The organism is Rubrivivax sp. JA1026, assembly GCF_011065555.1.
Taxonomy (GTDB): Bacteria; Pseudomonadota; Gammaproteobacteria; order Burkholderiales; family Burkholderiaceae_C; genus Rubrivivax; species Rubrivivax benzoatilyticus.
Genome location: NZ_JAALCQ010000002.1, coordinates 59,177 through 73,496 on the forward strand (window position 1 = coordinate 59,177; position 14,320 = coordinate 73,496).

Genomic DNA, 14,320 nt, shown 5'->3' on the forward strand with positions numbered 1-14,320 from the left:
GACTGAAAACAAATGCTCACCGGCGAACTCCGCTCCCAAGTCGATGCCATCTGGAACGCCTTCTGGTCCGGCGGTATCTCCAATCCGATGGAGGTGCTCGAACAAATTACCTACCTCCTGTTCATCCGCCGCCTGGACGACGCGCACACGCTGGAGGAAAACAAGGCCCTGATGCTGGGCAAGCCCATCGAGAACCGGGTCTTCCCGGCGGGCGCGGACGAAAGGGGTCGCGACCACCAGGAACTGCGCTGGTCGCGCTTCAAGAACTTCGCACCGGCCGAGATGTACAAGGTGGTGAGCGAGCACGTATTCCCCTTCATCCGCAGCCTGGGCAATGAGGGCAGCAGCTACGCACAGCACATGAAGGACGCCCGGTTCACCATCCCCACGCCAGGTCTGCTGGCCAAGGTGGTGGACATGCTGGACCACGTGCCGATGGAGGACCGCGATACCAAAGGTGACCTCTACGAGTACATGCTCGGCAAGATTGCCGCCGCGGGCCAGAACGGCCAGTTCCGCACGCCGCGCCACATCATCAAGCTGATGGTGGCGATGACGCAGCCCACGCCCAAGGACGTCATTTGCGACCCGGCCAGTGGCACCTGTGGCTTCCTGGTCGCCGCCGGGGAGTACCTGCGGGAGCAGCACCCACAGTTGTTCCGTGACGCTGCCGCCCGAGCGCACTTCCACCTAGGCATGTTCCACGGCTACGACTTCGACAACACCATGCTGCGCATCGGCAGCATGAACATGGCGCTGCACGGTGTGGACGGGCCGGACATTCGCTACAAGGACTCGCTCAGCGAGGAGCATGCAGGCGACGAGGAGAAGTACAGCCTCATCCTGGCCAACCCGCCCTTTGCCGGCAGCTTGGACTACGAGAACACGGCCAAGGACCTGCTGGCCATCGTCAAGACGAAGAAGACCGAGCTGCTGTTCCTGGCGCTGTTCCTGCGGCTGTTGAAGCCTGGCGGCCGCGCAGCGGTGGTGGTTCCCGATGGCGTGCTGTTTGGCAGCAGCAAGGCGCACAAGGAGTTGCGCCGCACGCTGGTGGAGGACCACAGGCTGGACGGCGTGGTCTCGCTACCGGCCGGCGCCTTCAAGCCCTACGCGGGCGTGTCCACCGCCATCCTGCTGTTCACCAAGACCAACTCGGGCGGCACCGAGCACGTGTGGTTCTACGACATGCAGGCCGACGGCTGGAGCCTGGACGACAAGCGGCAGCCGCTGCTGGACGAGGCCAAGCTCGGTCCGACACCGGCCTCAGCGCTGACCGAGGCGGAGCACGCTAAGAACAACCTGCCCGATGCACTGGCGCGCTGGGCGCAGCGCAGCGGCAACGAGAAGAGCCGACCGCGCACCGCGCAGAGCTTCTGCGTGCCCAAGTCCGACATTGCGGCCCAGGGCTATGACCTGAGTCTCAACCGCTACAAGGAAGTGGTGCACGAGGCGGTGGAGCATGAGTCGCCGCTGGCCATTCTCGGCAAGCTAAAGGCCTTGGAGGCGGAGATTCAGTCAGGGATGGCGGAACTGGAGGGGATGCTGAAGTGACTCCGACTTTCCTCAAACTCGGCGACGTTGTCGATGTTCTTTCGGGGTTCGCGTTCAAGTCAGAGTTCTTCAACGACAGTGATGGGTTGCCTGTTGTCAGAATTCGAGACGTTGTGCGCGGATACACGGACACCTACTACACCGGCCCGTATACAGAGCAGTTCGTAGTGCGTGACGGCGACATCCTCATTGGGATGGACGGCAACTTCAACGCAGCCAAGTGGCGCGGGGGCCGAGCGCTTCTCAACCAGCGCGTCTGTAAGGTTACCGCTCGTACCTCGTTAGTCGACGAGGCCTACCTCTTTCACTATCTGCCGATAGCGCTGCGGAGGATTGAGGATGCGACTCCGTTCGTGACGGTCAAGCATCTTTCTGCTGGTGACTTGCGAGAGGAGCGAATCCCTATTCCCCCCCTCGCCGAACAACGCCGCATTGCCGCCATCCTCGACAAAGCCGACGTCCTGCGCACCAAGCGCCGGGAGGCCTTGGCCGAACTCGACCGCCTCGTGCAGTCGATTTTTGTCGAGATGTTTGGGGAGCCCCTCAGCAATCCGAAGGGGTGGCCGCAACGAATGCTCAAGGAGCTAGGCGCTGTTTCCACTGGTGGCACACCGCCAAGCGCCAAGGAGGGAATGTTTGGGGGGGATATCCCCTTCGTTACCCCAGGCGACCTCGAAAGTGGCCAGGCCGTCAAGAGGTGGTTGAGCGAAGCTGGTGCGCAACAAGTCGGAACTGTCAGAGCAGGAGCTGCCCTTGTTTGTTGCATTGGAACAATTGGAAAAGTGAGCATGGCCTCGACCAGAAGCGCATTCAACCAGCAGCTCAATGCCGTCGAATGGCGGCGAGACCTGATAGATGACCGCTTCGGTCTTGCGGTGCTTCGTTTCTTCAAGGCAACCATGGCGGCGCTTGGGGCCTCAACAACGGTCCCAATACTGAAGAAGTCCAGCTTCGAGAAGCTCTCAATACCTGTGCCACCACGAAGCCTGCAAATGGAGTTTTCTAGGCGACTGTCCGAAGTTGAGAAGCTTCAGCAGACGCAGCACAAAGCACTTCAGGCGAACGCGACGTTGTTCGAGTCGCTGCAACACCGTGCGTTTCAGGGAGACCTTTGAGTGCAGCAGCAGAACATCCCCATCGGCACCCTCGTCGACATGTACAAGCGCGGCGAGCTGCGCTTGCCCGAAATCCAGCGTCACTACGTTTGGCGCGCTACCCGGGTGCGGGACCTGCTGGACTCCCTGTATCGGGGCTACCCCAGCGGCTCCATCCTGATGTGGGAGACGGATGAGCCGGTGCCGACGCGTGACTTCGCCATCGCGCAGGAGACCACCGCCTTCGCAGGCCGCAAGCTACTGCTGGACGGCCAGCAGCGCCTGACCTCGCTGACGGCGGTGCTGGGCGGCGAGTTGGTGCAGGTGCGGGGCCGCAAGCGCCCCATCGACATTCTGTTCAACCTGGACCACCCGGACGGCCCGCCCACCGACGACACCGAAGTCACCAGCGACGAAGACTCGCCTGTGGCGGCGGACGACGAGCTGGGCGATGACGCTGAAGGCGCCGACGAAGGTGACGACAACGAACAGGGCCTGCAGGAGAAACTGAACCGCCGCACCTTCGTGGTGGCGAGCAAGAACCTCGCGTCGCTACCCAACTGGGTGTCGGTTACCGAAGTCTTCCGTACGGACGACAACGGAGCCTTGCTTGAGAAGGCAGGCATCGAGTCTCTGAAGGACCCTCGCTACAAGCGTTACTCGGAGCGACTTCAAAGGCTTCGCGACATAAAGAAGTACACCTACGTCGTACACGTGCTGGAGCGCAGCATGAGCTACGAGGAGGTTACCGAAATCTTCGTGCGCGTGAACTCGCTGGGTGCGAAGCTGAAGTCCTCCGACCTGGCCCTGGCGCAGATGACCTCGCGCTGGCCCAACTTGCTCAAGGAGCTGGAAGTCTTCCAGGAGGAGTGCGAGAAAAGCTACTTCACCATCGACCTGGGCCACCTGGTGCGCTCCATCGTCGTGTTTGCCACGCAGCAGTGCTTGTTCCGCAGCGTGGCCAGCACGCCGGTGGAAAAGCTGAAGGAGGGCTGGGCCCAGGCGCAAGAGGGCCTGCGCTTTGCCATCAACTTCCTGCGCAGCAACGCAGGCATCGAGGACGAGTCGCTGCTGTCCTCGCCCATGTTCCTGCATGCCCTGGCGGCGCTGAGCCGGGCGAAGGACAACAAGCTCACCGCTGAAGAGCAGCGGCAACTGCTGCACTGGCTGCTGGTGGCTAACGCCCGGGGCCGCTACTCGCGCGGTTCGACCGAGACCCTGCTCAACGAGGACTTGGCCATCATCTTCCGCAGCGGCAACGTGGCGGCGCTGATGGAGCCGGTCAAGCGCCAGTTCGGCCGTCTGCACGTGGAACCCGGCGACTTGGCAGGCCGTGGCGTGGGCAGCCCGCTGTTCTCGCTGGCCTACCTGGCCCTCAAGGCCCAGGGTGCCAAGGACTGGTACAGCGGCCTGGGCCTGTCGCTCACGCACCAGGGCAAGCTGCACTTCATCCAGTGGCACCACGTGATTCCGAAGTCGCTGTTGAAGGAGCGCGGCTACGAGCCCGGCGAAATCAACGAAATCGCCAACATGGCCTTCATCACCGGCCAGACCAACCGCCGCATTAGTAACAAGGAGGCGGTGAACTACTTGCGCGAGGTAGTGGCCAAGCAAGGTGAGGACGCCCTGCAGAGCCAGTGCGTGCCCGTGGACGAAACGCTGTGGAGCACCGACCGTTACCGTGACTTCTTGACCGCGCGGCGCCAGGCACTGGCCGACCGCATGAACGCCTTCATCAAAGAAAAATCAGGGACATGAGCAACTTCGCCTTTCTCCAGGCCGAGTGGGGGCTGGTGTTCGAAGCGGCCAGCAAGGCCGAGCAACATGCCCATGCCGACGCGCGCAGCAGCTGCTTCTACGCGCGCCGGGCCCTGGAGTTGGCGGTGTCCTGGCTCTACACCCACGACAAGGCGCTGAAGCTGCCGTACCAGGACAACCTCAGCGCCCTCATTCACGAGCCGTCGTTCCGCACCCTCGTAGGCGACCCGCTCTTCACGAAGGCGCGGCTGGTCAAAGACCTGGGGAACCTGGCGGTTCACAGCACCAAGAAAGTCGCGTCGACGGATGCGCTGTCAGCGACGCGCGAGCTGTTCCACTTCTGCTTCTGGCTGGCCCGCACCTATGGCCGCACGGCGCGTCCTGACCCCGGCCTTGCCTTCAAGTCGGAGCTGCTGCCTAAGCCGGCAGAGGGTGTGGCTACCGCCCAGTCGGCCGAACAGCTGAAAAAACTCGGCGAGCAGCTGCGAGAGAAGGACACCAAGCTCTCCGAAGTATTGGCGCGGCATGCAGCGTTGAACGCCGAGCTGCAGAAGCTCCAGGAAGAAGTCGCGGCGGCGAAGAAGGCGAACAGCGCCGTCCCCGACACGCACGACTACTCCGAGGCCGAGACCCGCAAGGCCTTCATCGACCTGCTGCTGCGCGAAGCGGGCTGGGAGCTGAACCCGGTCAAGAACTTCGAGGTCGAGGTCGCCGGCATGCCCAACGGCGAGGGCAAGGGCTTCGTCGACTACGTGCTGTGGGGCGACGATGGCAAGCCGCTGATGTTGGTGGAGGCCAAGCGCACGACCAAGAGCCCAATGGTGGGCCAGCAGCAGGCCAAGCTGTACGCCGATTGCCTGGAGCAGCAGTACGGGCAGCGCCCGGTCATCTGCTACTCCAACGGCTACGAGCACTGGATGTGGGATGACCTGAACCATCCCCCGCGAGCCGTCCAGGGCTTCTACAAGAAGGACGAGCTGATGCTGCTGATGCAGCGGCGAAGCTCTCGCAAGCCGCTGGCCGATGCCGTCATCAACGGCGAAATCGTCGAGCGCTACTACCAGACCCGTGCCGTTCGCCGCGTGGGTGCCACCTTTGAGGTGGAACGACAGCGCAAGGCTCTGCTCGTCATGGCCACGGGGAGCGGCAAGACCCGCACCGTCATCGCGCTGGTGGACCTGCTGATGCGCTGCAACTGGGCCAAGCGCGTGTTGTTCCTGGCCGACCGCGTGGCGCTGGTCAACCAGGCGGTCAATGCCTTCAAGACCCACCTGCCCGACTCAGCGCCGGTGAATCTGGTCACCGACAAGGCGACCGAGGGCCGGGTGTTCGTCTCGACCTACCCGACCATGATGGGTCTCATCGACGAGACGCACGACGGGCAGCGGCGTTTCGGCGTCGGGCACTTCGACCTCATCGTCATCGACGAGGCGCACCGCTCGGTCTACCAAAAGTACGGCGCCATCTTCCAGTACTTCGACTCCCTGCTGGTCGGGCTGACGGCCACGCCCAAGGACGAGGTCGACAAGAACACCTACGGGCTGTTCCAGCTGGAGACCGGCGTTCCGACCGATGCCTATGACCTGGACCAAGCCGTGGCCGATGGCCATCTCGTGCCGCCGGTGGCCATCTCGGTGCCGCTGAAATTTCAGCGCGAGGGCATCAAGTACGCAGAGCTCAGCGACGAGGAGAAGGCGAAGTGGGACGAACTCGACTGGAACGAGGACGGCACCACGCCCGAGGAGGTCAGTGCTGAAGAGGTCAACAAGTGGCTCTTCAACGTGGACACCGTGGACAAGGTGCTCGAGGTCTTGATGACCAAGGGCCAGCGTGTTGCGGGTGGTGACCGCTTGGGCAAGACCATCATCTTTGCGAAGAACAACCCGCACGCGGAGTTCATCGAGCAGCGCTTCAACGCCAACTACCCGGAGCACAAGGGGCACTTCGCCCGGGTGGTAACGTACAAGACCGAGTACGCGCAGAGCATCATCGACGACTTCTCCAAGAAGGAGAAGATGCCGCACATCGCCATCTCGGTGGACATGCTCGACACCGGCATCGACGTGCCGGAGGTCGTCAACCTGGTCTTCTTCAAGCTGGTGCGCTCGAAGACCAAGTTCTGGCAGATGCTGGGCCGCGGCACCCGCCTGTGCAAGGACCTGTTCGGCCCTGGCGAGCACAAACAGAACTTCTTCGTCTTCGACTTCTGCCAGAACTTGGAGTTCTTCAGCCAGAACCCGGCTGGCGGCGAAGGCGCGACGGCCGAGTCGCTGTCTACCCGGCTGTTCAAGGCGCGGCTGGACCTCATCGGCGAACTCGACAAACAAGCCAAGCAAGGCCAGGGAACCCAGGAGTCGCCCCCGCGGCCCTATGGCGGTCACCCGACGCTGGCGGAGATGCGCGAGGGCACCGCGACGCTGTTGTACGAGCGCGTTGCCAACATGAACGTCGATAACTTCGTCGTCCGGCCTCAACGGCAGTTCGTCGAGCGCTACGCAAAGCCCGATGCCTGGAAGTCACTGGCGGCTGACGATTACGACACCCTGGCCCACCGTGTGGCCGGCTTGCCTTCGCAGCTCACCGACGAGGACGAAGAGGCCAAGCGCTTCGATATGCTGGTGCTCCGGGCCCAGCTGTCCATCCTGCAGGCGCGGCCTGACTTTGCGGGCCTTCGCCAAAAGATACAGGGCCTCGCCGAGAAGCTTGAAGACGAGATGGCAATCCCTGCCATCAAGGCCGAAGCCTTGCTCATCCACGCCGTGGCGAGCGACGAGTGGTGGGAGGACGTCACCGTCGCCATGCTCGAGACGGCCCGCAAGCGCCTGCGCGCCCTGGTGAAGTTGTTGCCCAAGGGCCAAAAGAAGGTCGTCTACACCGACTTTGAGGACGAGGTTGGCGAGGGCGTGGTCGTTGACCTGCCACAGGTCGCCGCGGGTCTCAACATGGCCAAGTTCAAGGAGAAGGCGCGGGCCTTCCTCAATGAGCACGAGTCCCACTTGGCGCTGCAGCGCCTGCGGCGGAACCAGGCGCTGACGGCCACAGACCTCGAAGAGCTGGAGAAGATGCTCGTACAGGCTGGCGGCACGCAGTCGCTGCTGGCCGAAGTGAAGAGCGCTGGCCTGGGCCTATTCGTTCGTTCCTTGGTGGGGCTCGACCGCGAAGCGGCGATGCAGGCCTTCAGCGAGCTGGTGAACGGCAGCAAGCTGACCCCGGAGCAGATTGAGTTCATCGAGCTGGTCATCGAGGAACTCACGCAGAACGGCGTGGTGCCGCCGGAGCGGCTGTTCGAGGCGCCCTTCACCGATATCAATGCGCAGGGGCCGACGGCGGTATTCCCGATGGCGCAGGTCATGCACATCAAGAAAGTGCTCGAAGAAATCCAGGCACGGGCTGTCGCCTGAAATTTTCTTCAGGGAATGTAGCGGCAGCTACAAAACCTCGCCCCCGTGCGCTCGGTCTGCTCTTGACAGGTATTCGAGGGTCACTTGTAGGATGTCATCGCAGCTTATGGCTGTTGGTGAGAAGGGCTCGGGCAGCCTACCTTGGAGCGGACACATCGTCCGATGGTTAAGTGCCCCTCGATTTGTACGTCTCACCAAAATCAAGGCGAACGGCGCCGGCGGTCTTCGGACCGTAAATCGCTCGGCAATCTCCAGACCGAAGCGTCCTGAACTGTCTGCTTCTTTGCGGACGGGGGATGCTTGTGTCGAGTTTTTGGGGAGTTGCTTGCGCGGGCTGTAACCGGCTCTCGCCGTTATCCGCTGGGATGGAGCGCGCATCATGAAGCGCGCGAAGCCTGCCATCGCGTACGGCACGCGAGGACGCCTGGGCGGCGCTGACGGCGGTATTCGCCGAGTGGCACCCAGCTTTGGCAAGGTGCTCCACCTAACCAGCAGCGACAAGGCTGGCGACCGGTTTGCGGTCGAGTCCGACGCCGAGCGCTTGGTCAGCCACTTGTTGACGGTCGACCCGCGCGTTCGCCGGTTCGAGCCTCAACCGTTCACCGTCGACTTGGTGGATGGTCGCATCCTGCGCTCACGCGAAGCGGTCGCAGAAGCTCGACAAAAGCATCGCCAGCGCACTGAACCGCCCCGGCTTCCGAGGAGGCTCCTTCGCTTGAGAATGGAGTCAGCATGAGGAAGTCAGTGAAGTTTTCCCCCGAGGTCGTCGAGCGTGCCGTGCGCATGGTGTTCGAGGCCGAGGGCCAGCACGAGTCGCAATGGGCGGCCATCGAGTCCATCGCGGCCAAGATCGGCTGCACGTTGGAGACGCTGCGGCGCTGGGTGCGGCAGGCCGAACGCGACCAGGGGCTCAAGCCCGGGCCGACAACCGAGGAGCAGCAGCGCATCAAGGACCTCGAGCGCGAGGTGCGCGAGCTGCGCAAGGCCAACGAGATCTTGAAGCTGGCGAGCGCGTTTTTCGCCCAGGCGGAGCTCGACCGCCGCTTCAAGTCCTGATGGGCTTCGTCGAAGAACACCGCGCTCGATTCGGGGTCGAGCCGATCTGCCGCGCGCTGCAGGTCGCCCCGTCGTCGATGTGGCGCGAGTTGGCGCGCCGGCGAGATCCGCAACTGCGGCCAGAGCGCCAGAAGCTGGATGCGGCTTTGGTGCCCGAGATCGAGCGCGTCTGGACGGGCAACCTGCGCGTGTACGGGGTGCGCAAGGTCTGGAAGCAGTTGCACCGCGAAGGCCGTGCCGTGGCGCGTTGCACTGTGGCCCGGCTGATGCGGGCCAACGGTTGGCGCGGTGCGATGCGCGGCAAGCGAGTGCGTACGACGGTGCCCGATGCCAAGGCGGCCTGCCCGCTGGACCGCGTCAACCGCGAGTTCCGCGCCGAGCGGCCCAACCAGCTGTGGGTGAGCGACTTCACCTACGTCTCGACCTGGCAGGGCCACGTCTACGTCGCTTTCGTCGTCGACGTCTTCGCGCGGCGCATCGTCGGCTGGCGCGCCAGCGGTTCGATGACCACCGACTTCGTGCTCGACGCGCTGGAGCAGGCGCTTTACGCGCGCCAGCCCGAGCGCGACGGCTCGCTGGTGCATCACTCGGACCGCGGCTCAATACGTGTCTATTCGGTACACCGACCGCCTGGCCGAAGCCCGCATCGAGCCGTCCGTCGGCTCCAAGGGCGACAGCTACGACAACGCGCTGGCCGAGACGATCAACGGGCTGTACAAGGCCGAGCTGATCCACCGGCGTGCGCCCTGGAAGACCCGCGAGGCCGTCGAGTTGGCCACCCTCGAATGGGTCTCGTGGTTCAACCATCACCGCCTGCTCGAACCCATCGGCTACATCCCGCCGGCAGAGGCCGAGGCAAACTACTACCGGCAACTCGCCACCCGTCAGGCCGCGATGGCCTGACTCACACCAACCGGCCTCCGAGATTGCCGGGGCGGTTCAGGACCGGCTGGTGCCGGATGGCAGCTGGTCGGGCAACGTGTTCGACTTCTACCGGCGCGTGTACCGCAAGCTGGTGGCCGATCTGAAAGTGCCCTTCGCGTTGAAGGACGGGCAGCGCCAGGACGACACGCCGGTGCACCAGGCGCTGCGGGAAGCGCTGGTGAACACCCTGGTTCATGCCGACTACACGGGCCGGGTCTCGCTGCTGGTGGTCAAGCGGCCGGACATGTTCGGCTTCCGGAATCCGGGCGGGCTGCGCCTGCCCTTGGCGCAGGTGCTGGCCGGGGGAGAGAGCGATTGCCGCAACCGGCTGATGCATCAGATGTTCCTGATGATCGGCCTGGGTGAGCGCGCCGGCTCCGGCATGCCGAAGATCCTGAGCGGCTGGCAAAGCCAGCATTGGCGCCGGCCGCTGCTGAGGGAGAAGGACGAGCCCGAGCAGACCTTGCTGGAACTGCACATGCTCGACCTGCTGCCGGAGGGGGTGGTCCGCCTGCTGAGGGAGCGCATCGGCCCGGCCTTCGACGACCTGGACCGGGGGGAACGTCTCATCCTGGCCACCGCGGCGATCGAGCAGAGCGTCAATCACGCTCGGCTGGCCGGCATTTCCGGGCTCCACCCGCATGACCTGAGCATCAAGCTGGCCCGCCTGGAGCGGGAGGGCTGGCTGCAATCGACCGGCCAAACCAGGGGCAAGGTGTATTTCCTGCCGGGCACCCGCCCGCTGGCTCCCGAGGATGTGTTCTCCGTATCCGCTGTGCCCGAACCTGCTCCGGACACAAGGCTGCCGAGGTCCGGACATAGCGAGCCGAGGTCCGGACATAGCGATTCCGGCTCCGGTCATAAGCCGCCTGAAGGCGCCTCAGAGAGGGAACCCGTCCGGGATGACCAGGGCTGCCTCCTCACCCCCAAGCTCGACGCGCCGGTGATCGACAGCTTGTTGCCGCTGACTCCGGGCCTGAGGGAGGAGCTCGAAGCTCGGGCCGCGCTGCCACGCACACGCCCCCGGCTGGACCCGCAAGCCATGGAGACGGCCATTCTTGCGGTCTGCACCGGCCGCTATCTGCGCCTCAGTGCCCTGGCCGAACTGCTCAAGCGCAACGCGGACTCGTTGCGCAAGAACCATCTGGACCGCCTGGTCAAGGAAGGGCGTCTGCGGCGGGCCTTTCCGCTGACACCCAATCACGAAATGCAGTCTTACCGCAGCAAGGACTAGGAGCATGCAGGGAGGTGTCAGCGAAGACCATGTCGAACAGGCCACGCTGGGCTGGCTCGCGGCTCTTGGCTGGGAGATCGGCCACGGACCGAATATCTCGCCCCCGGACGCCAGGACGCCGGGCACCGAGCGTGATACCTACCGCGAAGTCGCACTCAAGCATCGTTTGCGTGACGCCATCCGGCGGCTGAACCCGCACATCCCGGCCGGCGCACAGGACGAAGCCTGGCGCATGGTGCTCAATCCCAACGTGCCCGGTCAGGTCCAGGCGAACCGGGCCATGCACCGCTGGCTCGTGGAGGGCGTACCTGTCCAGTACCAGAAGGACGGTGAGACACGGGGCGACCGGGCGAGGCTGGTGGACTGGACTGATGTCGCCGGCAACGACTGGCTGGCCGTCAACCAGTTCAGCGTCCAGGGGCCGAAGCTGACACGTCGGCCGGACGTGGTGCTCTTCCTGAATGGCCTGCCCGTGGTGGTGCTGGAGCTGAAGAACCCGGGCGACGAGAACGCCGACATCTGGGCGGCCTTCAACCAACTGCAGGCCTACAAGGAAGACATCCCGGACCTGTTCGTCAGCAACGAGCTGCTGGTCATCAGCGACGGCATCGAAGCCCGAGTGGGCTCGCTGACCGCGGACCCGGAACGCTTCATGGCCTGGCGCACCATCGACGGGGTGACCGTGGACCCGCTGGGCGCCATGAAGGAGCTGGAAACGCTGGTGCACGGCCTGTTCCAGCGCGACCTGCTGCTGGACTACCTGCGCCACTTCATCCTGTTCGAGGACGAAGGCAGGCTGGTCAAGAAGGTGGCGGGCTACCACCAGTTCCATGCGGTGCGGGCGGTGGTCGAGAGCGTGCTCGAGGCCTCCAACCCCGCGGCCGATGCATCGCGCCGCGGCAAGGGCGGCGTGGTGTGGCACACCCAGGGCGCGGGCAAGAGCATCGAGATGAGCTGCCTCGCAGCCAAGCTGATGCAGCACCCTGCGATGGGCAACCCGACGCTGGTGGTGGTGACCGACCGAAACGACCTGGACAACCAGCTCTTCGGCGTTTTTGCCGGCGCGGCCGAGCTGTTGCGCGAGACGCCGGTGCAGGCCGACACGCGACCCAGGCTGCGCGAGCTGCTGGGCAACCGGCCGTCGGGCGGCATCATCTTCACGACCATCCAGAAGTTCACGCCGGGCGAGGACGAGGACAGTTTCCCCGTGCTCTCGGACCGGCACAACATCGTCGTCATCTGCGACGAGGCGCATCGCAGCCAGTACGGCTTCCAGGCCAGCATGCCCAGGCTGCAGAAGCAGCTGAAGGACGCCCGCAAGGCCTCGGCGGCCAACGAGCCCATGGCGTTGCAGGCGGCGGAACCCGCCGCCAACTACGGCGGGCTGCGCAACGTGCGCTACGGCTACGCCCAGCACCTGCGCGACGGCCTGCCGAATGCGACGTTCGTGGCGTTCACGGGCACGCCGGTGAGTCTGGAGGACCGGGACACCCGGGCCGTGTTCGGCGACTACGTGCACATCTACGACGTCGAGCAGGCGGTCAGGGATGGCGCCACGGTGCCCATCTACTACGAGAGCCGCCTCGCAAGGCTGGAGCTGCGGGAGGCCGACGCGCCGCTGCTGGACGACGAAGTCGAGGAACTCGCCGAAGACGAGGAGGACGACACCGCCAAGGCGGCGCAGCTTCGCCGCTGGGCGGCGCTGGAAAAGCTGGTCGGTGCGCCGCCGCGCATCCAGAAGGTGGCCGCCGACCTGGTGGAGCACTTCGAGAACCGGCTGGCCAGCCTGGACGGCAAGGCCATGGTGGTGGCCATGAGCCGCGAGATCTGCGTGCACCTGTACGACGCCATCGTCGCACTGCGGCCGAGCTGGCACGACCCGGACCCCGAGAAAGGGGCCGTCAAGGTCATCATGACCGGCTCGGCCTCGGACAAGGCCCTGCTCAAGCCCCACATCCACAGCAAGGACGTCAAGAAGCGCCTGGAGCGCCGGTACAAGGACCCAGCCGACCCCTTCAAGCTGGTCATCGTGCGCGACATGTGGCTCACGGGCTTCGACGCGCCGTGCATGCACACGATGTACGTCGACAAGCCGATGAAGGGCCACAACCTGATGCAGGCGATTGCGCGCGTGAACCGCGTGTTCAAGGACAAGCCTGGCGGCCTGGTGGTGGACTACATCGGCATCGCCAACGAGCTGAAGGCGGCGCTGAAGGACTACACGCAGGCCAAGGGCAAAGGCAAGCCGACCATCGCCGCCGAGGACGCCCTGGCCGTGCTGCTGGAGAAGATGGACGTGCTGCACGACATGCTGCACGGCTTCGACTACACCGACTTCCGCACCAAGGCCTGGCAGCTGCTGCCCGGCGTTGCCAACCATGTGTTGGGCCTGGAAGACGGCAAGAAGCGCTTTGCCGACACGGTGCTGGCCGCCAGCAAAGCCTTCGCACTGTGCTGCACACTGGACGAGGCACTGGCACACCGGGACGAGCTCGCCTTCCTGCAGGCCGTGAAGGCGGCGCTGACCAAGTTCGGCACCTCGGGCAAGAAGCTCAGCGACGAGCAGAAGGAACACGCGCTCCGGCAAATCATCAGCAAGGCGGTGGTCAGTGCCGAGGTCGTCGACATCTTCAAGGCGGCCGGCCTGAACCGCCCCGACATCGGCATCCTCTCCGAGGAGTTCCTCGAGGACGTGCGCCACATGAAGGAGCGCAACCTCGCCATCGAACTGCTGGAGCGGTTGCTGAAGGACGACATCCGCTCGCGCTTCAAGACCAATGTCGTTCAGCAGGCCAAGTTCTCCGAACTGCTTCAGCAGAGCCTGCAGCGCTATCGCAACCGGGCCATCGAGACGGCGCAGGTCATCGAAGAGCTCATCGAGATGGCCAAGAAGTTCCACGCCGCCGCCCAGCGCGGCGAGCAGCTGGGGCTCAACGGCGACGAGACGGCGTTCTACGACGCGCTGGCCACCAACGAGGCGGCCGTGCGCGAACTGGGCGACGAGACGCTGAAGGCGATCGCCGTCGAGCTGACGCAGAAGCTGAGGGCCTCGGTGACGGTGGACTGGTCAGTACGCGAGAATGTGCGGGCACGCCTGCGAGTCATGGTGAGGACACTGCTGAAGCGCTACAAGTACCCGCCCGACGGGCAGGAACAGGCGACGGAAACCGTGCTGCGTCAGGCGGAGACCTTATCGGCGGACTGGGTTGCAGCGTAGGCTGACGCCGACAGCCAAAACGCGACTTCGTCTCGCGACAGCGAACGGGGATTCGTCACGACCGGCACCGCGGCCGCGCCCGACA

At 64.5% G+C, this 14,320-nt stretch carries 7 protein-coding genes, 1 pseudogene and 1 other annotated feature; all 8 genes and pseudogenes read left to right on the top strand.

What is annotated here, in order from left to right:
* The first annotated feature begins 12 nt into the window (after positions 1-12).
* The 8 genes and pseudogenes from G5B56_RS03980 (at position 13) to G5B56_RS04015 (ending at position 14,235) form a co-directional block, all read left to right on the top strand.
* Positions 13-1,551: a class I SAM-dependent DNA methyltransferase gene (locus G5B56_RS03980; RefSeq protein ID WP_164962401.1), complete on the top strand. Its 1,539-nt coding sequence runs from the start codon at positions 13-15 to the stop codon at positions 1,549-1,551.
* A complete protein-coding gene (locus tag G5B56_RS03985) occupies positions 1,548-2,666 on the top strand; it encodes a restriction endonuclease subunit S (RefSeq protein ID WP_164962402.1) in 1,119 nt (372 codons plus the stop codon). Before G5B56_RS03980 ends, G5B56_RS03985 begins: the two co-directional genes overlap by 4 nt.
* Positions 2,667-4,403, top strand: coding sequence for a DUF262 domain-containing protein (locus G5B56_RS03990; RefSeq protein WP_206023477.1), 1,737 nt, complete (start codon positions 2,667-2,669; stop codon positions 4,401-4,403).
* The gene (locus G5B56_RS03995; protein ID WP_164962403.1) at positions 4,400-7,804 is read left to right on the top strand and encodes a DEAD/DEAH box helicase family protein; all 3,405 of its coding nucleotides are present in this window, start codon (positions 4,400-4,402) and stop codon (positions 7,802-7,804) included. The genes G5B56_RS03990 and G5B56_RS03995 overlap by 4 nt, the downstream gene beginning before the upstream one ends.
* 379 nt (positions 7,805-8,183) lie before the next feature.
* Positions 8,184-8,540 (top strand): hypothetical protein, encoded by a 357-nt coding sequence (locus tag G5B56_RS04000; protein WP_164962404.1) that lies wholly within the window; start codon positions 8,184-8,186, stop codon positions 8,538-8,540.
* Positions 8,537-9,763 (top strand): annotated as a pseudogene (locus tag G5B56_RS04005) (IS3 family transposase). Before G5B56_RS04000 ends, G5B56_RS04005 begins: the two are co-directional and overlap by 4 nt.
* Positions 8,815-8,931: a sequence feature (AL1L pseudoknot), on the top strand. (Overlaps the previous pseudogene by 117 nt.)
* A gap of 76 nt (positions 9,764-9,839) precedes the next feature.
* The gene (locus G5B56_RS04010; RefSeq protein ID WP_164962405.1) at positions 9,840-11,018 is read left to right on the top strand and encodes an ATP-binding protein; all 1,179 of its coding nucleotides are present in this window, start codon (positions 9,840-9,842) and stop codon (positions 11,016-11,018) included.
* Between the two features lie 4 nt (positions 11,019-11,022).
* Positions 11,023-14,235, top strand: a complete 3,213-nt coding sequence (locus tag G5B56_RS04015; protein ID WP_164962406.1) for a type I restriction endonuclease subunit R — start codon at positions 11,023-11,025, stop codon at positions 14,233-14,235.
* The last annotated feature ends 85 nt before the right edge of the window (positions 14,236-14,320 follow it).